Origin of the sequence: Bacillus sp. OV166 (genome assembly GCF_900177675.1) — a bacterium.
Classification (GTDB): Bacteria; Bacillota; Bacilli; order Bacillales; family Cytobacillaceae; genus Neobacillus.
Window position 1 is genome coordinate 3,408,179 of sequence record NZ_FXWM01000001.1, and the last position, 23,448, is coordinate 3,431,626.

At 35.6% G+C, this 23,448-nt stretch carries 19 protein-coding genes and 2 pseudogenes; 18 read left to right on the forward strand and 3 right to left on the reverse strand.

Features of this window, described 5'->3' with window-relative positions; all coding sequences use genetic code 11:
• The first annotated feature begins 17 nt into the window (after window positions 1–17).
• From CCK98_RS16585 to CCK98_RS16595, 3 genes are all read left to right on the forward strand, one after another.
• A complete protein-coding gene (locus CCK98_RS16585) occupies window positions 18–1,337 on the forward strand; it encodes a LysM peptidoglycan-binding domain-containing protein (protein WP_256942377.1) in 1,320 nt (439 codons plus the stop codon).
• A gap of 303 nt (window positions 1,338–1,640) precedes the next feature.
• Window positions 1,641–2,009 carry a hypothetical protein gene (locus CCK98_RS16590; protein ID WP_088087576.1) on the forward strand — a complete coding sequence of 123 codons (369 nt, stop codon included), beginning with the start codon at window positions 1,641–1,643 and terminating at the stop codon, window positions 2,007–2,009.
• A gap of 184 nt (window positions 2,010–2,193) precedes the next feature.
• The gene (locus tag CCK98_RS16595; protein WP_088087577.1) at window positions 2,194–3,441 is read left to right on the forward strand and encodes a peptidoglycan-binding protein; all 1,248 of its coding nucleotides are present in this window, start codon (window positions 2,194–2,196) and stop codon (window positions 3,439–3,441) included.
• 193 nt (window positions 3,442–3,634) lie between these two features.
• Here CCK98_RS16595 and CCK98_RS16600 read toward each other — a convergent pair whose 3' ends face one another.
• On the reverse strand, window positions 3,635–4,180 hold the full coding sequence (locus CCK98_RS16600; protein ID WP_088087578.1) for an N-acetylmuramoyl-L-alanine amidase: 546 nt from the start codon (window positions 4,178–4,180) through the stop codon (window positions 3,635–3,637).
• A gap of 545 nt (window positions 4,181–4,725) precedes the next feature.
• Here CCK98_RS16600 and CCK98_RS16605 point away from each other — a divergent pair.
• The 5 genes from CCK98_RS16605 (at window position 4,726) to CCK98_RS16630 (ending at window position 10,121) form a co-directional block, all read left to right on the forward strand.
• On the forward strand, window positions 4,726–5,073 hold the full coding sequence (locus CCK98_RS16605; RefSeq protein ID WP_256942378.1) for an NADH:ubiquinone oxidoreductase: 348 nt from the start codon (window positions 4,726–4,728) through the stop codon (window positions 5,071–5,073).
• 382 nt (window positions 5,074–5,455) lie between these two features.
• Entirely contained in the window at window positions 5,456–6,424 is a 969-nt protein-coding gene (locus CCK98_RS16610) for a phage tail tip lysozyme (RefSeq protein ID WP_179195833.1), read from the forward strand.
• A gap of 274 nt (window positions 6,425–6,698) precedes the next feature.
• Window positions 6,699–8,474: a patatin-like phospholipase family protein gene (locus tag CCK98_RS16615; protein ID WP_179195834.1), complete on the forward strand. Its 1,776-nt coding sequence runs from the start codon at window positions 6,699–6,701 to the stop codon at window positions 8,472–8,474.
• 980 nt (window positions 8,475–9,454) lie between these two features.
• Window positions 9,455–9,793 carry a hydrolase gene (locus CCK98_RS16625; RefSeq protein WP_256942379.1) on the forward strand — a complete coding sequence of 113 codons (339 nt, stop codon included), beginning with the start codon at window positions 9,455–9,457 and terminating at the stop codon, window positions 9,791–9,793.
• A gap of 4 nt (window positions 9,794–9,797) precedes the next feature.
• Window positions 9,798–10,121 (forward strand): FixH family protein, encoded by a 324-nt coding sequence (locus tag CCK98_RS16630; protein ID WP_088087583.1) that lies wholly within the window; start codon window positions 9,798–9,800, stop codon window positions 10,119–10,121.
• Window positions 10,122–10,431: 310 nt separating this feature from the next.
• On the opposite strand, the gene CCK98_RS16635 is transcribed toward CCK98_RS16630, so the two are convergent.
• Complete coding sequence (locus tag CCK98_RS16635; protein WP_256942380.1) at window positions 10,432–11,385, reverse strand: LCP family protein; 954 nt, start codon at window positions 11,383–11,385, stop codon at window positions 10,432–10,434.
• A 253-nt stretch (window positions 11,386–11,638) separates the two neighbouring features.
• On the opposite strand from CCK98_RS16635, the pseudogene CCK98_RS34895 reads away from it, so the two are divergent.
• Window positions 11,639–11,889, forward strand: a pseudogene (locus CCK98_RS34895) (mechanosensitive ion channel domain-containing protein); the annotation flags it as partial.
• Between the two features lie 253 nt (window positions 11,890–12,142).
• On the opposite strand, the gene CCK98_RS16640 reads toward CCK98_RS34895, so the two are convergent.
• Window positions 12,143–13,153 carry a DUF3231 family protein gene (locus CCK98_RS16640; RefSeq protein ID WP_088087585.1) on the reverse strand — a complete coding sequence of 337 codons (1,011 nt, stop codon included), beginning with the start codon at window positions 13,151–13,153 and terminating at the stop codon, window positions 12,143–12,145.
• A 109-nt stretch (window positions 13,154–13,262) separates the two neighbouring features.
• Here CCK98_RS16640 and CCK98_RS16645 point away from each other — a divergent pair, with 109 nt between their 5' ends.
• From CCK98_RS16645 to CCK98_RS16685, 9 genes and pseudogenes are all read left to right on the forward strand, one after another.
• On the forward strand, window positions 13,263–13,565 hold the full coding sequence (locus tag CCK98_RS16645) for a (2Fe-2S)-binding protein (protein WP_088087586.1): 303 nt from the start codon (window positions 13,263–13,265) through the stop codon (window positions 13,563–13,565).
• Window positions 13,566–14,651 (forward strand): FAD-binding oxidoreductase, encoded by a 1,086-nt coding sequence (locus tag CCK98_RS16650; protein ID WP_088087587.1) that lies wholly within the window; start codon window positions 13,566–13,568, stop codon window positions 14,649–14,651.
• A gap of 57 nt (window positions 14,652–14,708) precedes the next feature.
• Window positions 14,709–15,044, forward strand: coding sequence for a DUF1904 family protein (locus CCK98_RS16655; protein ID WP_088087588.1), 336 nt, complete (start codon window positions 14,709–14,711; stop codon window positions 15,042–15,044).
• A gap of 235 nt (window positions 15,045–15,279) precedes the next feature.
• Window positions 15,280–16,059: a fumarylacetoacetate hydrolase family protein gene (locus CCK98_RS16660; RefSeq protein WP_088087589.1), complete on the forward strand. Its 780-nt coding sequence runs from the start codon at window positions 15,280–15,282 to the stop codon at window positions 16,057–16,059.
• A 444-nt stretch (window positions 16,060–16,503) separates the two neighbouring features.
• Window positions 16,504–17,988: a flavin monoamine oxidase family protein gene (locus CCK98_RS16665; RefSeq protein ID WP_088087590.1), complete on the forward strand. Its 1,485-nt coding sequence runs from the start codon at window positions 16,504–16,506 to the stop codon at window positions 17,986–17,988.
• A 166-nt stretch (window positions 17,989–18,154) separates the two neighbouring features.
• Window positions 18,155–18,256: pseudogene (locus tag CCK98_RS37060) on the forward strand (hypothetical protein); the annotation flags it as partial.
• Between the two features lie 192 nt (window positions 18,257–18,448).
• On the forward strand, window positions 18,449–19,510 hold the full coding sequence (locus CCK98_RS16675) for a GntR family transcriptional regulator (protein ID WP_256942564.1): 1,062 nt from the start codon (window positions 18,449–18,451) through the stop codon (window positions 19,508–19,510).
• Window positions 19,511–19,791: 281 nt separating this feature from the next.
• Window positions 19,792–21,549, forward strand: coding sequence for a glycoside hydrolase family 2 protein (locus CCK98_RS16680; RefSeq protein WP_088087593.1), 1,758 nt, complete (start codon window positions 19,792–19,794; stop codon window positions 21,547–21,549).
• Window positions 21,550–21,575: 26 nt separating this feature from the next.
• Window positions 21,576–23,366 (forward strand): glycoside hydrolase family 2 protein, encoded by a 1,791-nt coding sequence (locus CCK98_RS16685; protein ID WP_088087594.1) that lies wholly within the window; start codon window positions 21,576–21,578, stop codon window positions 23,364–23,366.
• Window positions 23,367–23,448: the final 82 nt, after the last annotated feature.

Consider the following 23,448-nt stretch of genomic DNA (forward strand, 5'->3'; position numbering starts at 1 on the left):
CGCTGAAAGGAGGAAGGATGATGTGGTATTTCGTTCAACCAACAGATTCCATATCTCGTATTTCCCAAAAATTTGTCGTGCCAGTACAGAATTTGGTTCAGGCAAATTCGATAGCTAATGGAATAATCTATATTGGTCAGCGGCTTTTTATCCCCTTAGCTTCAAGGGCCACTGTAACCTATACTGTTAAAGTGGGGGATACATTAAGTTCCATAGCACAACAATTCAACACCACTAAGCATGCAATCATGCAAACGAATAATTTACAAAATGATCTAATCGTTCCTGGGCAATCATTGCAAATCGAAACTCGGTACGAAAATAATATCATCCCGTACTATAACACACCAGTGAAGGGCCTATCAGTTCAAACCTCGCCAACCGACAATTCAATCAGAGCCGTTCAAAAATATGTAGTGCAAATTGGGGATACAATAGAATCGATAGCCGCTAAATTTAACACTACCAAAGAAGCCATCATGCAGGAAAATCAAATGGCAGGTGTAGCAATACCGGCAGGACGCACCCTGACCATAACTACAAGGTCTCGTAAAATACAATATCCTGTTGACCAGAGACCTGAATCCCCGCCTGCTATCTCTCCATATAAAGTCGTGTTTAATTCTTTTCTCGATGATGGCTTGCAAGCAAAGCTCAAAATATGGAAAGCAGTTTCAAAAAAAGGGCAAGATGCATATTTCTTTGTTAGTAAACTGGAGGTTACCGCGGCGGGTTCCTCTAAAGCTTATCATCAGAATAGCAACTTGGCATATGAATTTCTGCGCAGAGCAGGAATTACTGGATACTGGTGGGGGCTGGTAACGAATTCTTCGGGGACACCAATCGTTCAAGGGGCCAATGATCCTGCCCCAGGATACTATATCTCCAAGACTGCACTATCGGATTGCAGTAAGCCCGTTACCGACCCAACGAGGTATTTGGATGCTGAAGTAATCCCTTATATAGCACTTCCTGCACGCCACATGATGGGTGCAAAGATTGGGGATTTTTGCTTAGTCATTAATACGATGAATAATAAAAGAAGTTACGCAATTGTGGGGGATATTGAGCCGGACAATTCTATAGGAATTGGTTCTATCGCACTTGCTGAAAAGCTAGGAATTCTCTCTAGTCCTAAAACAGGAGGGGTGGAGGACGGAATTTTATATATCATCTTTGCACAGAGCGGTGATACCGCATGTACGCCCAAAACTTCTCAGCAAATTACAGAGGAGGGAGAAAAGTTATTTGAACAATGGGGCGGAATGAAACAAGTCGAAACACTATTTAAAAAATTTCCTCTAAGCTATCAAACTAATGGAGGGGATTCGACTTAGCGGTAAACTACCATTTAGTGAAATAGTAAGATTAGTGAAATAGTAAGATTTCTTTAAAGCTCAAAAGGAAGAAAGAAAATATAAAACGAAAAAGAGTCAAAGCAAATTGAATTATTTGTGGGAAATGAACATGAGGTGCTCTACCACTGAAAAATGAAAAGCTGATATAAAAACGATTAATGGGCTCAGGTGGCCCTTTTTTGTGTTCAACTTTTAAGTACAGAAAATATTAGCTAAATATGGAACAATATTTTTTTAAATACATATTTTAGCTTAAAAGTCTAAAAGGAGTTAGAACGTCTGATGTATTACAATAACCCATATTATTACAATAACCATTATTGTTACAACAATAATCATTATAATCGTTATTATAATAGCGTTATACCTCGCCAACGTGTGACCCCTGGTGAAATAATAAATTTAGTAGGTTTTTATGTTGATATAGAATTAGATAACGGTCAAAAAATTTGTAATGCTAAACTTGATTTTGTTTCTCCTGAACCGGACGAAACACAGGCAATTTATGGTGATGTTTCTTACACAATTAACAATGGTGGACAGATGTACACATATCATACGAATGCAAGAAACATTACTCGAATTAGTCAATCTGGAGTACCAGGAGCAGTTTGCTCAAACCATCAGGTGGATTTGGGGTCCAGGTTCTAAGCCATGGTGCACCCCTGTCGTCTTCCGTTTATGGAAAGACAAAAAGCACAAAATTATATTTGAAAAAGGACAAAAAAATTTATTTTATGTATCAAAACCCTTGTAGAGACCAAACAATGAAAATCAACTCAAAAATAATGAATAATCCTAAGATATACATCTAATCAGGGGAAGTGAATAAGGAATGTATAACCATAATTTAAATACAAGACAATCTACGGGAAAACTAATGGTATTTGTATTTGGGGGAGAAAAGGTCAAACCTATTATTGGAGCTAAAGTAACGATAACAGGACACAATCAAAATGTAACACTTGAAACAAATGAATCTGGACAAACTCAAACAGTCGTATTACCAGCTGGAGAGCCTTACTTTGCGTATTCTGTCAATGTTTCAGCAATCGGGTATAATTCTGTGAAACTTGAAGGTGTTCAAGTTGTCCCAAATACTACAGGTATACAAGAAATTCAAATGACTCTTTCAATACAGACGGATAATGATCGCTCTACAGAAGAATACAAAATTACACCTCATAAGTTAACTCAGCCTGAGGCTATAAAACCTGTTATAGATCCAATAGTTATTCCAGATCCACAACCCAAGCCACTGCCACATCCGCAATCCCTTCCTGATGGTTCTCCTATAGGACTGTTAATACCTGAATATATTATCGTACACTGTGGAGCACCTCAAGAACCTGCAGCTAAAATTAAAGTTAAATTTACAGATTATATTACAAAAGTAGCTTGTGCAGAAATTCACCCTGCTTGGCATCCAGAAGCTCTAAAAGCTAATATACTTTGTATTACTTCTTATACCTTAAATAAAATATTCACCCAAGCATATTTAGGTTTTGATGTTACATGTCTAAAGCAATTCGATTTTAGATATAATCATTTTCAAACAACCTATAAAAACATAATAGAATTAGTAGATACTCTATTTAATCAATATATTAAACATCCAGACCATGAGAAAAAACAACCGTTACTAACGGAATACCGTGCTCATTATACAAGAAAAAAACCTTGTAAACTTGGACAATTTAAAAGTCAAGAACTTGCAAAAAAAGGATACAATTATCTAGATATTCTTAACTATTTTTATGATCTGTGTTTTGGACCAATTAGAATCACATCTGGGTCAGGTGTGATTTTCCGAGGTCGTCCTACTCCTACTCTAGAAACAATTTTAAAAGAAGGATCATCAGGTTCTGATGTACGTAAAATCCAGGTTATGTTAAACGAAATTTCTAAAAGATATAGGAAAATACCTAAAATTAAGGAAGATGGAAATTTTATAAACATAACAACAGAAGCCGTTAAAACTTTTCAACAAATATTCTCCATACCTCAAGACGGAAATGTAGATTTTCGAACTTGGTATAAAATATCTTCTCTTTACTATTCCATATTAGCAACATATAGATAATACAATTTATCTTCACAGTGCAGTGTCCAAAAAGATATTTAAAGATATAAGGCTACTGAAAAAAAGTAAGTTTTTCAGTAGCCACGATTAGACCGTCTCATTTTTGCCGATTATTTGCTTAGTGGTGCGAAAGGAAGTTGCATTCACACAGTATAGCACTGTATGTTTGGTAACTTCCCAGTTTAGATTATGCTTAGAAGTTTCTTGAATTGGCAACCAAATTAATAAACCAGTTTTTTTCTATTCCAGTTCCCGGACAAGATTTAGGTGGTTTTCCATTGAACAAGCACTCTCGATGAAAGACAATTTCTGCCCCTTTGGTATAAAAATAACGAGTAATCGCTATCGCACTATTTAGCTGTTGACCTCTAAGTTGGTCTTGACCATAATCGAAATTTCCAACCATCTCAAACATAAATGGGTGTTCCTTATTATTTCCGTTATATCCTCCTTTTGCAGATCCTGGTGCTTTATTTATGTCACGTCCTGTTACCACTTTACCATCTGGAAAAATGGTAATATGTTGAGCAATTTCAGCAAATTTTCGAACCCTAAGATGGTGTTCTCTCATTCCATCTTGTAATTTAAGATGGTTATTATCGTTAAATTCTTGATGAGCCGGATGATAAGTATGATGAACATGTACTTTGGTGATTTTTGAAGTGATTTTTATCTTTTTGAGCCAATTGATAAATTCATCTGAATTATTGAACAATTCGCCATATTCCCAATTTGCCATTTTTTAACTCCCTTCTCCTGCACTCTCCGGAATTGATTTCATAGCTGATGGGGGTTCCTTCTATACATCATTACGGAAATACTTATGAACCGAGGTTACAAAGCTTTCCTATACTAGTCCCGCTTGTAAAAATGCCAGACTGTTTAATGTATATGATTACTGAACATAAAAAATAACATGGACAATAGACTAAACAAACCTCAGCTACTGGCAAAAGGTAATTCGAAGGGGGGAGAAGGCGAACAAAACTTAACTGCCACGAAAAATATTAGGTCAGCTTTTCGTAGGATGTTGATATTACTATATCATCACCTGAAGTGATGGATTTGTAGATAGGGCTAGTCAATAGAATTGTAGGAAGGGCATGTGGGGTTAAAATTTTTAATAGCCCAAACCTATGCAAGTTTTAATGAATATATAGGTAAATGTAATATTAAAATTGGAAAAGAGGAAAAGTATTTATGAATATAAGTTCCTACAATTATCCGAATGGATATATAAATATATATCAAAATCACTACAACAAAGCGATTAGAAATTCATATATGTATCAGAATCCTTACAACAATCAGTATGGATATTCAAATTTGAATCAAAATCCTAATAGCTATCCGAATGAATATCCTAGTAATCTGTATCAATTTCAAAATGCTGCAGATTACTACTGTAGGGATCCCAAATTTGCAGAAATGATTGGTGAACAGTATACTCTCACAAAAGATGTACGACTTCCAACAGGTGATACTGTTCCAGCTAATACTCGTATTTTTATCCATAATGTTTTTGTTACCTCTACAGGAGAAGAATTAGTTACAATAGTAGCACCGTTTACAAAAGATGGAACGATATCAAATCATACCTTTAAAGACATTCCAGCAAATCAACTTTTATAAATTAATAGCCCTTTAGGATAACTTTTTACCTAAGGAAGAGAAAAATAAATGAACCATTTTTTGAGGTAGAGAGCAGAGATAAGAGTGGGGACTGGACAATCTTAGAATTTTATATTTCTCAAAAGAAGTAAGCACTTCGTAATTAAAACGGATGTGCTTTTTTCATTTTTTGCTATCTTAAAATGAAACTTTTTGATCCATAAAAAGATAATTCATCCGTTTTTTTCACCTTCAAATCATTATTTTGATCAAATTTTAAAAAAATATGTTTCCGGTGCCTAAATGTAAAAAAATAGATGACATAGTATTCAACGTTTCTTCAGAAATTATTTATGTGCGAAAAGCACAATTGTCGTTCATTCTAATTCTAAGGAGTGTTGACATGGCTACTGCTGTAATCACCCGACCAATATTTAAAATAGGCTCAAAGGGCCCAGATGTAGCTAGCATTCAAAAAGCACTTCAAAATGTAGGATTCTCACCAGGTCGCATTGATTCAGATTTTGGCTTGAAAACAGAACAGGCTGTAAGGGATTTTCAAATACACCATCATTTAAAGGTGGATGGAATAGTTGGAAAGGACACATGGGCTTTGTTACAGAAATATTCCACACCGACTGAAGGAGGGCCTGTTAACACCACTCCTCAAGTGATTAAGTATAAGGTAGAACAAGGTGACAGCCTGTGGAATATATCACGAAAATACAATGTAAGTGTGGATGCGATTAAAAAAGCAAATCCAGATATTGAAGAAAAGAATCTTCAAATTGGACAAGTGATCAAAATACCTAAGGCGCCGAATGGTACATCATCCAGACCAACATCACCGCTGCCACATCCGCCATCTAGTGGCCATTGTAATCATCCCGATGTAAAGTGGAGTATCAACCATGAAAAAGTCTGGAACTTCTTTAAACAAAAAGGTTTTTCAGATGAAGCAACTGCCGGCATAATGGGTAACATCCAACAGGAGTCTGAAATGGACCCACGTAAATTGCAAGGCAATAATCCTAATAAGCCGGGACGAGGACTTTGTCAGTGGGAAGCTAAAAGCAGAGGTGGATCAGGACGTTGGGAACAATTAGTAAACTACGCCCAAAAAGTACGTAAAAGTGAATGGGATTTACTCTTACAACTTGAATACCTTTTAAAAGAGTTAACAGTAATTCCAGACACAAATTATATTAGGAGAAGTTTAGGTCCTTTGGAAGATTTCATGCGATTGAGGGACATTGAGAAGGCCGTTGTGAAATTTCAAGAAGCATTTGAACGAGCAAACCCTCGCTATACTGATTATCCATGCCGCTTTGTATTTGCTTATAAAATTTACATTCGATTTGTGAGAGCATAGGTATGGAGGAAAATCGGCTTTCGAAACTTCGGTTTTAAATCGGGTTAAACGTCCAAAACGCCACCGTTAGTTTGATATTGGTGAATGGAAAATGAACGACGCCAGCGGGAAATTCCTACTGGCGTTATTACATTGTCCGATGTCCAACTTTTAATATCGCTTGGTCCATATCTAACCTGTTGACACTGGTATAATTATTATAAGGAAAGGAAATATAACCGTTATAGGGTGTTTTATATTACTCTTTACTTGAAACAAGAAAGGAGATATGAACTTGTCCGACGAAACATCAACTAAGCTTGGGCTTGCTCTTTCTGGTGGAGGATTCCGTGCATCATTTTTTCATATAGGTGTTCTTGCAAGACTGGCTGATTTAGGTCTGCTTCGTCATGTGGAAGTACTATCCACCGTATCCGGTGGTTCCATCATCGGTGCACTATACTATCTACATGTAAAAAAATTACTCGAAGAAAAGGAAGATATGAGAATTACAGATGAAGACTATCAGAATATTATTGGGAAAATCGAGGTTGACTTTCTTCAGGCCGTACAACGAAATTTGCGTTTCCGCACTTTTCTCAATCCCTTAAAAAATTTAAAAATGAGTTTAGCCAACTACTCCCGGAGCGATTATATTGGGGAACTTTATGACAAATTTTTATTCCGGAATGTTCTGGATCCTAAAAATATAGTGCCAATCAAAATGAAGGATCTAAAAATAAGACCCTTAGGTGAGGGGCTATCTTTCCACCCATCTGTGGGAAATAAAACAAGAAAAGCAAAAGTACCGATTCTTCTTATGAATGCAACTGTGTTAAATGATGGACATAACTGGCGCTTCAGCGCAGAATACATGGGTGAGTCAACTATCGATGAGCCAGATGAAACAATTGATAAAAATTTTAGATTAAAAAGAACGGAATTATATGAAAATATATACAAACATGGAGACTTTCCGCTTGGTGTAGCAGTCGCTGCCTCGGCATGCCTACCAGGGGTTTTTGCTCCCCTTGCGATTAGCGATCTTTACGATGACGGGATTCGCGTACAGCTAGTTGACGGCGGTACTCATGATAACCAAGGGATAGTTGGATTATTGGATAAGAAATTAAAGTGTACACATTTTATCATAAGTGATGCTTCAGGACAGATGAATGATGAAAAGGAACCTCAGGTACAAATACCAAAGGTTTTAAAGAGAATAAATAGTATTTTTATGGATCGAATCCGTGAACAACAGTTGTCAAGGCTTCTGAAGGAGCACGTAGATAATGTAGCCCTTTTACATCTAAAAAAAGGATTACCTGTAAAGGAAATTTCCTATTTTGATAAAGATCATAAACTTCATAATAAGACAGTTCTTCGTAAAACAGAACCTTCTTCTCAGGCTTTTGGAGTCAATGAAGATGTCCAAACTCTTCTTTCACGAGTCCGTACGGATTTAGACTCTTTTTCAGAGGTAGAAGCTTTTTCTCTCATGCTGGATGGATATAAAATGAGCGAATATGAATTCAATTGTACCAATATTATCAATCTTGTCACAAATACATCATTAAGGGAAAAAAAATATCAATTTTTCAAGATTGAAAAGTGGGTATCTTCACCAATCGTTGACCATTATTATAAGAGACATCTAGAATCAGCTAGTAAACGAATTTTTAGAGTTGTAAAATTGAGCTTATTATGGAGCATAGTCATTAAGCTAGTGGTTGCCTTCATATGTGCAGTACTTATCAATAATTACAGTCATAAGTTCATTCAATGGACAAATGATTCTACAAAAAATGAGAATATACTGCTAATACTATTACTTCTTATAATCCTTTTTGGTTTTTATTTTAGTAGATATATTTCATATCGAAATCCCGTCGCAAGATTTTTGTTAAATGGTTTGCCAACGGCACTTATATCATTGATAGGGTCTGTATTTATCGGAATTCATCTTCTTACATTTGACCGTCTATTTTTGCACTTAGGACGTTTGGAGGTGTTGGAGAGGGCACAAAAAAAGTCAAAAGGGGATCTAAGGGTGAATCCTCAGGGAAAATAAGAAAGTAAATCATTTTCCCAAAACGAAAATAAACGCTGCTCTTTCTGTGAAAGCATAGGAAAAGATAGCGTTTTTTTGTGGCTGTTTTCCAGATTCGATTAACTAGTTAACTTGTTAACCAAGAATATAAAAAGAGAAACAAGTATTGTTAAGAATGATATTATGATTAATAAGCTTTTAAATATTGTAGAAATATTAGAAACTTGCGCAACTCTCGTCATTTTTTCTGGGAATCGCAGCAACATCCAAAGAATGCAAGTATTTTCAATATACTCAAAAAAAATAATCAAAAAAGGAAAAATCATTATTTTGTACGAAGGAAACATATAAAGTAAGGTAATGGTGAAAAAAAGACTGTATATAACTGCAAATATGTAATCGAAAATCTCTAAATATATATAGAATTTCCTGCCTTTTTCCCCATATGAGGAAAGCATTTCGTATGCTCTTTCAGGACTATAGAATGGTTTTGAATCAATTAAACCAAATCCTTGGGAATAAATCTTGAGTTGTGGAATGCCATATAATTTTAAAATTGCATAGAGCAGAACGAAACAAACCAGCAGAATCAATAGATTTGGTAAAGTGGAAAATGTTGTAATCCGATAATAGAAAGGACTTAACAAATAATTTTCCTCCCTCATTTTTTGATATTTCAAATCTTCCTTTTAGATTTTAGAATTAGTTCTTCTTTAATATAGAATATAAAAAAAATAAATATTTATACATAGATGGGGTACCGCCAATGCCTTCAAAGCCATATCAAAATGGTGTTTCTAAAAAGCCAAAAACGCTATTCCTTTAGTAGATACTTGAAAAGGATGGCGTTTTCTCATGAGATTCTCACTTTCAGCATTTTGTTTATCTTCTTGTTTTCCCATGATTCTAACGAATAACACAATCAATTGGAAGATAAGGCGATTACACAGTTTTATAAAATGTTTGGCGGAGCTACATCGGTAGATGGGAAGGGGGCTTGGGTGGATGAAAGCAATACTCTTATTAAAGAAGATGTTATGAATGGAACAGAATGGGATTTTAAGATTAAAGCAACGGAAAGTCAAGTTGCTGTCTTAGAACGGCTGTTTGATAAAACCGAGGAAACAGATTGGGAAAGTTATTTCCGAGCCCACATTCCTTATCTTGAATATCATCATCAGCCCCAAAATAAAGAATATGACCTACGAATTTTGCTGATCTATACCTTATTATATTATTTGGGTGATGAAAAATCTCGGGCACATATTCGCGAAATGGGAATATTAAATGAAGACTTTGTAAACGAACAGGCCATACTGGGGTACGAGTTTAATTATTAGCCTCATGTTAATTCTGATAACAGGCTGCAGTTCAAATAATTTTGAGATCAAGCTAGTTACTCCCAAATCATTTACACCAGATCAATCTACTCCTATTCAAATAAAGATTTTAGATCGAGAAGGTAAACCAGTAAAAGGTGCGAAGGTTAGCGTAGATTTGGATATGCAAGGGATGAGTCATGGAGATATTTCAATGAAAATGCAGGAAACAGGGAATGGTGTGTATGTTGGACAAACTACATTTACTGCTACCATTAAAATAGATTACAACGGAGAAAAATGGAATAGCGAAAAAAGATTTTCGATTGTTAACAATAATGCACAATAGTGTTAGAAAACAGGGTTTTATACAAAGGAGGGGGGACGGAGCAGAAGAAGCAGGAAATTTTATATTGAATGTCGAATTATGTTACACAAAAACTTTAAAAAACTATCCTGCTTCTTAGCACTTGAAAATTTTGCGATGATTACTGAGTAAAGTTCCCTTTATATGAATAATCCTTTGCTCTATAAAGTGCTTCGAAATATGAGCAAAACTTCCAAGTGCTTATGTTAAGAACCGTCCCCCTGCTTCCTGGTCGTACTACGCTAGGACAAACATATCTTAGCGTTTTTAATAATCTCATTTATTCTTTGTGTTATTCATTTTGGGCAACACTTTTTCCTCTTAAAAAATTATTAAGGGCTTCTATATTTTTATCGAAGTCCACTTCTAATACGTCACCAAGCTCTTCATCCCTTTTATTTTGAAAACTGCCATCTTCAGGGATGCGTATTGTTTCTATATCTCTACTTTTCTTAATTAAAATGTCTTTTCCAATCGTCAAAAGGGTGGAACTTTCAATATTTGTATCTATGTATGTATTTATAAGACCTAATAGCTTAGGGAATTTTACAACACTATGAATACTGACAGCATCTTTCGTTAATTTTGAGATCACTTCTTGCTGTCTTTGAATTCGTCCGAAGTCGCTTAAACGATCATGACGAAAACGGACATATCCTAACAACTCTTTACCATGCAGTTGTTGTTTCCCTTGTTCTAACTTCATTCCTATACCATAAGACATTTCATATGGTACATCTACTTCAATGCCATTTGGGACGAGCAGATCGACAGCTTTTTCGAATCCTTTAAAGTCAACAATCGCATAATAATGAATATCCAGACCGAAATTTTCTTTAATCGTTTGCCTTAGTAATTCAGGACCTCCAATCGAATAAGCAGCATTTAATTTTTGCTGTCCATGTTCTGGTACAGATACTAACATATCACGCATAAGAGAGATAAGTTTTATTTTATGGATTTGTGGATCATAGTGTGCAACCATTATCGTATCGGTTCGAGCTTGTTTTTCTCCCCGTGAGTCACTTCCTAATAAGAGAACATTGACTGCATCAAGTTTATTTTTCTCTCCTTGAAATATTTGTTTTCCTTCAACTTTTTTAAGTGGTTGGTTGAGGGTTTTTATAGTCCCTTCTATGTACTGAAATATATGAAAAAGGCCAACCATAAAGATTCCTATTAGAAGAAGTGTGCCAAACACTCTCCTCCATTTTACTCTTATTCTATGCTTTTTCGACTTTGTCAAATTTTTGCACCACCTAAGCTGAATAATCATTAACTTCGATATATTATTTAAATGGAATCTATTAGAATATTAATTTCTGATAAAGTAAAAATGAATAAGGGCTTCTAATCTATTAAAAATTCCTTAAAGTAGTGATTATCCCATAAATAGTTTTCACCTTTTTTAATATAAGGTTACATTTATCTGAATTTCTGATTACATTTTCATTTTTTACTGATACTTTCCAAGTGTTCTTAATATCATGGGGTATAAAAAGATGAACAATAAGATTGATTTAATTCTTATAACGTTCATTTCAAGAGCCATCCGTGTAATCATGATTGCCATCAGTATAAGTATTATTGGTCAGGAATTTGATTATGACGTAAATGGAATGGTGGCAGGACTTGGGTTAGGGGGGGGGGGGCATTTGCTTTAGCTGCAAAATAAGCGGTAGGAAATCTAATTGGTGGAATCGTGATTGTAACAGAAAAACCTTTTTCCATTGGAGATTGGATCTTAACTTATTACAGCCAATGAAATGTACCATCCTTGACATAGTTTTTACCACTGAATGACAAAAAGTGTACCAATGCTCATTCCAGGAATCAAAAACAACATAGGTAAAAAAACAGGACCGAATAGCATCCCGAATAACTCTAAACTTGAGGAATAGATCAGCCCTACGGTTACAATATAAGCACTAAAGACAAACGGGAAGAAGGAATAGGTTGATTTCTTCAGATTTTCTAAATTCGTCCTTCCCTAGACATTGCATTCACTGCTTATTAGCTAACTGATCACGATCCGGTGCCTGTGGCGGTTGCTCTAACCAACCGTTATCAATCATTATATTGGCTCCATCTTCTGCATATTGTATAATTTCCGCCATTAATCGAGAATAAAGAGCTCCTAAATCGCGTCGTGCACTTGTCCCAAGACTAGCCCCATAATGGCTAACTCCTATCGAAACTAACGCTGTTACATGAAACATCATCAGTTTATCGGAAAATGGGGCAACCGTTGAATCTGTTGCTTCAGCATCCCATTTACTAGCTGGAGGCAAGTGATCCTCACTTAATACAGAGCCGAAAATTTCAATATGTTTGGCTGAAATGTCTCTTCCTCTTATCATAAAGTTACGAACCTCTTGAGACCTCGCCACTTGACTAAATCCCGTGACCAATGCTTCTCCTAATATATTTCGTATCATACTAAAATAGATATTCGCTATTTCAATTGCATTAAGAGGTCTACGCTTGCCAAACCAACCTGTTAAATAACTTTGTTTTTGAACGTATTGAACCTGTTTTGGTTTTGGAATATGCGGAGATCTCGTATGGTTTCCCTTTGATAACAATACTTGTAAGGCTTGGTTAAATAGTTGAGTGTATTCAGTTAGACAGTTGGTGAAATATTGACTTTGGTCTGTTCGAGAAGAATTAGCTAGAGCCATCCCATATGATTCAATTCCGACTTTGGCCATGTTGTGAATGTATGTCAGAAAGAACGTATCCGTAAATAAAGGAGGGGCTTGTAAATTAAGATTCTCATTTTCGTTAAATCCATCCGGAATCGGAATTTGTTCTTCGTTAAATATAGTAGATATTTGTTGAACATGTGATTGAGATAACTGTAACGCAAATTCTAAAACGCTACGAATTTCTGTATCTTGAACAGTGGCTAGAGCATATTTAACAACACAAATGATCATCGTATCATTTAGGTAAGCCGTCCAAAGATTTGCCATTTCTGCAGATGTTAAATCAATATGATGTTTTGTTTCCATGAATTTGTTTCCTCCAACTATTTATTCCCTAGCAATAATTTCTCCTGTGTTAAATTAATTATGTATAATTGAGCTGACTAAAATTTTGAGCTTTCACTTCCTTGGAAGGATGAACAAGATCCGTCCTTTTTTCCATTTTATTCTTTTTATTTATGGCGCCAAGAGATTTGATGATATTAAAAGAATGACACGCTGCGGCATGGGACCATGCCAGTCAAAAATATGCAATAGCCTGGTGGCCACTATCATTCATGAGAAAACAGGCATGCCTATTCATGAGATTCCACTGCCGCGTATGAGGATGCCGATAAGTCCAATTAAGCTTGAAACCCTTGCGACGAATAGTACCTCATTTTCCTTGGTGAAATCTGTTTTAGATGAGGTGGAGCTAGAGGATGGGAAGGTGAGATAAATGGAAACTAGTTATGAAACGATCATTATCGGAGGAGGGGCCGTCGGAAGCAGCATCGCTTATCACCTTTCGGAACGAAAAAAGGAAGGAGTTCTGGTACTGGATCAAAAATTCCCTCTGTCGGGAACTTCAGGTTCCACACAAGCGTGGGTATGGGTTCATAATAAAACACCGTCTTGGTATGCAGAGTTTAATATGTACAGTGCCGAACTTTATCCTTATTTATCAAAAAAAATTGGGGATGTAGAATATAAACGGACTGGCGGACTTTCCCCATTTTTTAATGAAGCCGATCGTGAAAAAGCGTTACGGCTTGCGGAGTCCTACAAAAAAATTGGCATCAAAATTAAGGTTTTATCCCGTGAGGAAGCCTTAGAAAAGGAACCATCGCTCAATCCGGAGGTTGCAGGCGCTACGTATAGTTCCATTGATGGCAATGTAAATCCTTTTCGGTTAGTCGATATGTATATGAGGGCGGCCAAGAAAAATGGAGTTCAATACTCTACTTATAATAAAGTAACGGAAATTAAAAAGCTTCCTGGGAAATTCATTGTTGTCTCACAAAAGGAAACGTTCGTTTGTAGGAATCTTATTCTTGCTGGCGGCACCTGGTCAAGAGAATTAGGAAAATTAGTAGATATCAACATTCCGATCAACCAGTTAAGAGGGCAGATTCTTGTTACCGAACCCCTAAAACCATTTTTACATTATACCATCAGCGGGTTAAGACAGGCCTTTAATGGCGAGGTATTAATCGGTTATTCAATGGAAGAAGAAGGATTTAACAGAGCAACCACATTGGATGTTATTCAAGAAACGGCTAATATGGCTGTTCACTATGTTCCGCAATTAAAAAAAGCAAAGGTTGTTCGCGCTTTTTCAGGAATTCGAGCCATGCCGGAAGATGGTTTTCCCATTCTGGGGAATATCCCAGGTATTGAAAACCTTTATGTGGCAGCTACACATAGCGGCGTAACTCTATCGCCGCTAATAGGGACTCTTATGACTGAGTTAATTCTGGATGGTGAAACTACAATCCCAATTGATCGCTATTCCATCAGCAGGTTTGATTTGGCCCTTAGATAAATTAGTGTCATAATTTATATAATAAAAATTTATTAAACCCTTACAGGAGAGATTTGTATGCCACATTTAATCATTAGAGGAGTTTCAGTGGATCAGGTTAAAACGATTAGTACTTCGTTAGTACAAGATTTGGCGGATTTATGTGCATGTGGAACGGACAATTTTACCTTAGAAATTGTCCATTCTACCTATGTTTTTGATGGCAATGAAGTGCCGGGTTACCCATTAATTGAAGTAAAATGGTTCAATCGCGGTCAGGAAATTCAAGATCAATTTGCCAGCATTGTAACCAAACATATTCAAGCACTCGAATTTCCAGAAGTAGAAGTCGCTTTCAGCACATTTCAGGAGTCCGCTTATTATCTGAACGGAAAGAGTTTTGCCTCATCGTGACATAAAAGATTTTTATTTATTAGAAATAACTTTTAGTAAAAAAATGGCGTTCCTAAACTATTATCAGTTTGGGCACGCCATTTTTATAAAATAATTGAAATCAATTGGATCATCATGCTATTTTTTTAAAACATTACACCGGGTTTCTAGACAGAACCGCTGAGGCTGCCATCAAAACGGAAGTGGCTCGAAAGAAGATTGAACTAGAATACACTGTTTGAGAGGGAGTATCGCAATGAAATTTACTAGATTTACTAGAGGTTCGTCCGTTTACACAGGTGTGATGTCTGAAAACACGATACAAGAAATTAATGGAGATATTTTTGGCGATAATTGGGAGTATACAGGACAAATATTTTCTATAACAGATGTAACACTGCTGGCGCCTATAAAGCCAAACCAAATTATTGGAATTGGAGCAAACTATGTTTCTAAACTTGAAGACCGACCTTCAGAGCTTCCAGAAATTCCTATATTCTTTTTTAAACCAATATCCTCCGTTATTGGGCCTGAGGAAGATATCATCATTCCGGAAGGGATCGAAAAGGTGAAGTTCGAATCAGAGTTAGCTAATGTCATTGGTAAGGAAGCTAAAAATGTTCCTGAATCAGAAGTGTCGGATTACGTATTCGGATACACGGTTGGAAACGATGTAACAGCTCCTCAATTTTTTCATCAGGATGGGCATTGGACCATTGGTAAGTCCTTTGATACCTTCACACCACTAGGGCCCGTTATTGAGACAGAATTAGATCCATTTGCTGTGAAGGTGGAAGCAAAACTAAATGGTGTGGAGAAGCAAAATAGTGCAACCGAGCTAATGATTATTCCGATCCGAAGAATGGTATCCTATCTGACAAAAGTGATGACACTTCAGCCGGGGGATGTCATCCTGACTGGTAGTCCGGTTGGAGCAGAGTTTGTCGGTGCTGGAGATACAATTGAATGTAAAATTAAAGAGATTGGGATATTAAGCAATTCATTTGTATTGGCAACAGAGCAATTTAAATCTTAAGCACTAAATAAGTGAATATACATTAAAATTCCATAATAGGGCGCAATTCTGTAGCAAGAATTGCGCTCGTTCTTTATGTATTGGGTTATATTGTGGTAAAAGAGGTTGTAGTTGTTTTAATTAAATATTCTTATTGAACTGATAGGCAGATTTTTAAGATCAACTTCAGTGATGCATATTATCCTCCCTAACCCCAAAATTCTGAACCTTAACGGATTGATTTGATTTCTCCCTATGCTGAATCTAACTTCATTCTCCTATAGACTCTTTAGCTGCTAGTATTCCAGATTCAACGGCTATCAATCCCACCTTTTTGAGAGGTAATGTCAGTATGTCCAAGTTTAATAGATTTTTTGTCCTTCCATGCATAATTCTACTTTCTAGTTGAATAAGATGGCAGTAAGCCATATTACGGTCTAATTAGAAGTGTAGAGGAGAAAAAACATGTTAAATTACGTATTTCCTAAGCTATCCTCTGATCAAATGATTTCAATCATCAGAAATGGACTTGAAAAAACCAAAACACCTAAGAAGATCATTATTATTGGCGCAGGTATGTCAGGACTGGTCTCGGCCTCTTTACTTAAGCAAGCTGGACACAATGTTACAATCCTTGAAGCTAATGATAGGGTGGGAGGGAGGATCTATACGTTAAGAGGCGATTTAAGGGATGGGCAATATCTTGAGGCTGGGGCAATGCGAATTCCTCATACTCATTTGTTGGCTTTGGAATATATAAAAAAATTCAAACTTCCGGTTAATAGGTTTCTCAATTCGACTCCTAATGACATTATCTATATTAAAGGAATCAAAACTCGTTTTAAGGTGTATGAACAGAACCCTGATATTTTGCGCTTTCCCGTGTACCCACAAGAAAAAGGTAAAACCGCTAAGGAGTTGCTTCAATTAGCAATAAAACCGGTGACAGATTTTATTGAACAAAACCCAAAGAGAAATTGGCCTTGGGTCATAAAAGAATTGGATAAATACTCGATGGACACTTATTTGAGATATAACCCGTTTGGAGTCACATTATCTCCGGGTGCCATCGAAATGATTAAAGTAATTCTTACACTGGAAGGACTTATGGAGCTTTCTTTCTTGGAACTGTTACGTGAACTGTTAATCCTATTTACCCCTGATATCACCTTTTATGAAATCACGGGCGGTAACGATCAACTTCCTAAAGCATTTACGACTCAATTGAAAGAAGAAATATTTTACGGACAAAAAGTGAGGAAAATTGTGCAGCATGACAACCAAGTAACCATTTATTCTGTCCATAAAATCTTAGAGCCATTTCAAATCACCGGTGATCTTGCGATTGTGACCATTCCTTTTTCAGTGTTACAATTTGTGGAAATCGAACCGCGAAATTCTTTTTCTGAAAACAAATGGAAGGCAATTCGGGAACTTAATTATGCGGGCTCTACGAAGACCGGCATCCAGTTTAAAAACAGGTTCTGGGAAAGGCAAGGTTTGTATGGTGGGCAAACGGTTACGGATCTCCCTATTAAATATATTCAATACCCGAGTTATGACCTCGGTACACAAGGATCGGGTGTTATTTTAGGGAGTTATACATGGGAGGATGATGCTGTACCTTGGGACAGTTTGGAAAATGATGATCGCTTGGAATATGTATTAAAAAACTTGGCAGCCATTTATGGTAAACAGGTGTTTAGTGAGTTTCAAGCAGGAGTGAGCCACAGTTGGGTTCGATATCCGTATTCTGCTGGGGCATTTACGATGTTTAAACCCGAACAGGTAAAAGAATTATCTCCTTATATTTCTACTCCCGAAGGAAGAGTTCATTTTGCTGGCGAACATGCCTCAACTACTCATGCTTGGATCCAAGGTGCAATCGAGTCCGGAATACATGCTGCATTTGAAGTCAATGACTTACCAAGAACTTTAATTCAGGTTTAATCAGCAAAAAAGGTAAGGTTTATTCAACAATACTAGCAAATAAAAAATGTGTGTTTATTCAATTAAAGGGCGCGTTTTTGGAAGATCATAAGTCTAATTCCCTGCTAAAAATACGGAGGGATTAGGCTTTTTTATCTTTCAAAGGAGAAGGAAACGTTTGTAGTGCGGAAAAAAGTCACACGACATCGTGGAACATGCGATAACGATTTTATGTAATTTAGAACACAGGGGCGGACAATCTGCAGACATTAGCACGGGAGACGGCGCTTGGTGCGGATGTTAGTTTAGCAGATTGGTGGTTTTGGAACCAAATTCCTGTATTAGTTGAGGTTTTCTTTTTTAGCAGAGTAACTAAATTTGTTGTTAAAATTTATACTAAGTATTAATATATTTAGTATAAGAATAGAATAAATCGAGCTAAGGGTGAGCTGAGATAAAAAATGAACCTCTATATCAACAAATAAAAAATAAAATTAAAGAGCAAATTCTATCTGGTAGGCTGCGAGTAGGTGATCGTGTTCCCTCCGAAAAAGAGTTAACAGAGGAATTTCATGTAAGTCAGATTACTACTAAAAACGCACTTTCTGGTCTTGCGGAAGAAGGGATAGTAGAAAGAATTAAAGGGAAAGGAACGTTTGTTCGTGAAAGTAACCTAACGACTTCAATCAGACAACCGAATAAACCGACTGAATTAATTGGACTTATTCTTCCTAGTATGAAAACAAGGATTGAACTAGAGTTTGTCAATTTTATTGAAAAGTATGTTTCAAAGAATGGCCATAATCTAATAATAAAAATAACAAGAGAGTCTCAATTTGAAGAAGCAGATGCTATTGAGATGTTTAAAAAAATGAAAGTTAAAGGAATGATTATTTTTCCTACCGAAAAAGATAATTATAACGAAGCAGTGCTAAGGCTTACACTGGATAAATTTCCATTAGTATTAATTGACAGGTATATGGAGAATATTTTAACTTATAGTGTTACCTCTGAAAATGAGGTTGGGACTTTAGAAGCTATCTCATTCTTATTAAATAAAGGCCATAAAAATATTGGTCTTGTGTCTCCAATTATTACAAATACAGTAACTGACGAGAGAGCTAGAGGGTTTGAAAACGCTTTTTTGAAAAGGAGAACTACCATTAATAAGAATCTATGGCTGACATTAGGTTTCAATGAAATTTCTCAGAATAAAACTCCAAAGTTAATTAAAGAATTTCTAATGAGTAGACCTGAAATGACAGCTGTATTTACAATGAATGCTGAATTAGCTGTGTATACTCATTTAGCAATAAGTTCTCTTAAGAATGAAACATGTCGAGATATTGAATTATTAACCTTTGATTCACCAGGTATACCTGGAATCTCGTTTATAAAGCAGGATATTGCTGAATGTAGTAAAAAAACAGTGGACCTACTATTAGAACAAATTGGAGGAATTTATAAACCGAAAAAAATTTATGTACCTGTCCATCTTAATGTAAGTGAAAATGTAGATTGGTTGGAAACTATAATAACCTAACTATGGTTACACTATATGAAAATAAAGTACCTCAATGTATATATCCCATTCAAAAGGTAGTAAACCCAAACGTCCTCTGTCGTCGTTTGGGTTTTTTCATGTGATTATTTCTAAGGTGAAAAAGGTTGGAAAAAATTAACTTTTCAATAAATAGTATAATTTATATTAAATTTAGTATATAAAAGTTAATTTACTTAATATAAGATGTAAATGTAAGCACTTCCAATGGCTGGATTATCAAGAAATCATTAATAAGTTTCATTTAAAAGGAGTTATATAAAATGACAGAAAAAAACATTCCAAGAAAAGAATATCCACGTCCCCATTTTGAAAGGGAAGACTGGCTGAATTTAAATGGGGAGTGGAATTTCAAATTTGATAGTGAAAACAAAGGTGAAAAGGAAAGATGGTATGAAAAATTAAATTTTGATAAAAAAATTATTGTTCCTTTTACATATGAAACAGAATCCAGCGGCATTGGAGAGGATGTATTTTGTCCTAATGTCTGGTATCAAAAAAGCATAATTATTCCAAGTGAATATGAAAATAAGGAGATAATACTTCATTTCCAAGCTGCTGATTATATAACGAAGCTATGGGTGAACGGCACCTTTGTTGGTAAAAAAAAGGGTGGGCAAATAGCTTTTTCTTTCAATATTACTGATTTTTTAGATGGGACAAATGAATTAAATATTGTTGTGAAAAACGAAGATAGTCAAAGCTGTTTTCAGCCAAGAGGAAAACAAAGATGGTTAGATCATAGTTATGAATGTTGGTATGTTCAAACAACGGGAATTTGGCAAACTGTATGGCTTGAGTTTTTAAATGAAGCACATGTTCAGGTAGTCAAAATAACTCCAGATATAGATACAGAATCAGTTGAGTTTGCATATGAAGTTTCAGGTAACATTGATCATTCCTTAGAGTTAAGGACATCCATATATTTTAAAGGTCAGCAAATAAAATCTTTCGACCAAACCGTATGCCGTCCAAATCAAACAATTACTACTAATATTGCAAGTGATTTTCATCATTGGAGAGTTGTATATTGGAGTCCACAATCTCCCAATTTATATGATGTAGAATTTACATTAACTAAGAATGGTAAAGTGATAGACTATGTAAAATCATATTTTGGGATGAGGAAAATCTCTATAGAGAATGGGAACGTATTGCTTAATAATATTCCACTTTATCAAAAATTAATTTTGGATCAGGGTTATTGGGGAGAGTCACATTTAACACCACCTTCAGAAGAAGCGATTATTGAGGATATTGATCGTACATTAGAGATGGGCTTTAACGGAGTAAGAAAACATATGAAAGTGGAAGATCAACGATTTCTATATTGGGCAGATAAAAAGGGTCTACTTGTTTGGTCTGAAATGGCTGCAACATATGAGTTCTCCGATGAGGCTGTTCAAAATTTTACAGAGGAATGGATGGAGGTTGTAAAACAACATTATAATCACCCATGTATCATTACTTGGACTCCGTTTAATGAATCTTGGGGTGTGAAAAATATTTATACAGACGTTAAGCAGCAAAAGTTTACAGAAGGAATCTATCATCTAACTAAAGCAATCGACAGTATGAGACCTGTTATTGTAAACGATGGTTGGGAGCATACAGTTTCAGATATTATTACGTTACACGATTATGAAGAGTATGGGGATGAATTTCTAAGCCGCTATGGAAATAAAGAAAAAGTAGTTCATAACGAAATAGCGTTTAATAATTCTAAGCATGCTATGGCAGTAGGCTATAAATATAAGGGGCAGCCAATCATTATAAGTGAATATGGCGGTATTGCATTCAATTCCGAAAAAGGCTGGGGCTATGGTAATCAGGTAAAAAGTGAAGAGGACTTCTTACACCGTTATGAATCTATTACTCAAGCTATTAAAAATACTCCATATATTAGTGGATTTTGCTATACACAAATTACCGATGTGCAGCAAGAGGTTAATGGATTGCTAAAGGAAGATAGAGTGCCAAAAGTAGACTTAAACAAAATTAGAGAAATTAACAGTAAATAAATTTTCAATAGTAAAAGGAGACAGTTATGACAATTCGCCATGAATACCCTCGCCCACAATTAATAAGACAAGACTGGCTTAATTTAAATGGGGAATGGGATTTTGAATTTGATGATCAGAATATAGGATTAGATGAAAAATGGTTTAAAAATAATAGGGAATTCCAACAAAAAATAAATGTCCCTTTTGCCTATCAGTCTAAGCTGAGCGGAATAAACGATTCTACTTTCCATGACTGGGTTTGGTATCGTCGTAAATTTGAAATTCCTGATTCAATGATTGGAAAGCAAATTATCATGCATTTTGGTGCAGTAGATTATCGAGCTATGGTATTCATAAATGGAAATTTAGTAGGTACTCATGAAGGTGGGCACACACCATTCTTATTCGATATTACTAATTATTTAATAAATGGAACACAATCTGTTGTTGTAAGAGTTGAAGATCCCTCTATTGAAGAGACGATTCCTCGTGGAAAGCAATATTGGATTGAGAAATCAGATGGAATTTGGTATACACGGACTACAGGAATTTGGCAGACGGTTTGGTTGGAGGCGGTGAATAAAACTCATATAAACAAGGTGAAATTCACTCCAGATATTGACAATGGCGATATTATTATTGATGTTGAATTAACAGGTGACTATATTAATAAAACTCTTGAAATTGATATCACGTTTAAAGGTGATAATGTAGCGAATGATTCAGTGAAAATTCATGAAGGGTTTTTTAGGAGATCAATTAATCTCTATAATAGGAAAATTTTTCGAACAGGTTTCCATCATGCTGGATGGAATTGGACACCAGAAAGTCCTAATTTATTCGATTTGAATATACGTGTAAGAGAGAAAGAGCAAGTACTAGATGAAATTACTACTTATTTCGGGATGAGAAAAATTCATACTGAAAATGGGATGGTCTATTTAAATAACAAGCCATATTATCAAAAACTAGTACTTGATCAGGGATACTGGCCAGAAGGGTTATTAACTGCTCCAACAGAGCAAGATTTAAAGAGAGATATCGAACTATCAAAAGAAATGGGGTTTAATGGCTGTAGGAAACATCAAAAGGTAGAGGATCCACTATTTCTTTATTGGGCGGATAAATTAGGTTTTCTGGTTTGGGGAGAATGTGCTGCGGCTCCTTCATATAGTGAGGACGCAGTTGCACGTCTGACAAATGAATGGATTGAAATCATTAATCGTGACTACAATCATCCGTGTATTGTAACTTGGGTTCCCCTAAACGAAAGCTGGGGAGTTCCTCTTATCTGTAATAATGAACAACAAAAGCATCACTCGGCAGCTATGTATCATTTAATACATTCACTTGACACAACAAGGTTAGTCATTTCTAATGATGGATGGGAATTAACGAAAACTGATATATGTGCTATTCATAATTATAACCATGGACATAAGGATGAATTTGAAAAATACAATGAGTTTCGAAATTCAGTATTAACAAAAGAAAACCTACTTAACTCAAGACCAGCAGGACGAAGGATTTACACAAAAGGATTCGATCACTGTGGTGAACCAATTCTTTTAACAGAGTTTGGTGGAATCGGTTATAAAGTTGGAAATGAAAGTGGATGGGGTTATACTTCCGTTTTGAGTGAAGAAGATTATATAGCTGATTTTGAACGAGTTATGAAAGCAATCTATGAATCTAATTCATTACATGGTTTTTGTTATACACAGTTAACAGATGTAGAACAGGAGATCAATGGTATTTTAACATATGATCGAACCCCAAAATGTAATTTAAAAACGATTCGTGAAATAAATGATATGTGGCACAAAAATGTTTAAATTAATTTTTTACATCATTATCAAGATTGATAACAAGTAGGTATGCACCTGTTTGATTGAAAATTATGGGAATTCAGTTAAA

Bases quoted from the DNA above. Each gene is read 5' to 3' on its own strand.
- CCK98_RS16630 (WP_088087583.1), top strand. From the start codon at position 9,798: ATGTTAATTCTGATAACAGGCTGCAGTTCAAATAATTTTGAGATCAAG.
- CCK98_RS16595 (WP_088087577.1), top strand. From the start codon at position 2,194: ATGTATAACCATAATTTAAATACAAGACAATCTACGGGAAAACTAATG.
- CCK98_RS16590 (WP_088087576.1), top strand. From the start codon at position 1,641: ATGTATTACAATAACCCATATTATTACAATAACCATTATTGTTACAAC.
- CCK98_RS16645 (WP_088087586.1), top strand. From the start codon at position 13,263: ATGAACAAGATCCGTCCTTTTTTCCATTTTATTCTTTTTATTTATGGC.
- CCK98_RS16655 (WP_088087588.1), top strand. From the start codon at position 14,709: ATGCCACATTTAATCATTAGAGGAGTTTCAGTGGATCAGGTTAAAACG.
- CCK98_RS16640 (WP_088087585.1), bottom strand. From the start codon at position 13,153: ATGGAAACAAAACATCATATTGATTTAACATCTGCAGAAATGGCAAAT.
- CCK98_RS16650 (WP_088087587.1), top strand. From the start codon at position 13,566: ATGGAAACTAGTTATGAAACGATCATTATCGGAGGAGGGGCCGTCGGA.
- CCK98_RS16660 (WP_088087589.1), top strand. From the start codon at position 15,280: ATGAAATTTACTAGATTTACTAGAGGTTCGTCCGTTTACACAGGTGTG.
- CCK98_RS16600 (WP_088087578.1), bottom strand. From the start codon at position 4,180: ATGGCAAATTGGGAATATGGCGAATTGTTCAATAATTCAGATGAATTT.
- CCK98_RS16585 (WP_256942377.1), top strand. From the start codon at position 18: ATGATGTGGTATTTCGTTCAACCAACAGATTCCATATCTCGTATTTCC.
- CCK98_RS16680 (WP_088087593.1), top strand. From the start codon at position 19,792: ATGACAGAAAAAAACATTCCAAGAAAAGAATATCCACGTCCCCATTTT.
- CCK98_RS16685 (WP_088087594.1), top strand. From the start codon at position 21,576: ATGACAATTCGCCATGAATACCCTCGCCCACAATTAATAAGACAAGAC.
- CCK98_RS16610 (WP_179195833.1), top strand. From the start codon at position 5,456: ATGGCTACTGCTGTAATCACCCGACCAATATTTAAAATAGGCTCAAAG.
- CCK98_RS16665 (WP_088087590.1), top strand. From the start codon at position 16,504: ATGTTAAATTACGTATTTCCTAAGCTATCCTCTGATCAAATGATTTCA.
- CCK98_RS16605 (WP_256942378.1), top strand. From the start codon at position 4,726: ATGTATCAGAATCCTTACAACAATCAGTATGGATATTCAAATTTGAAT.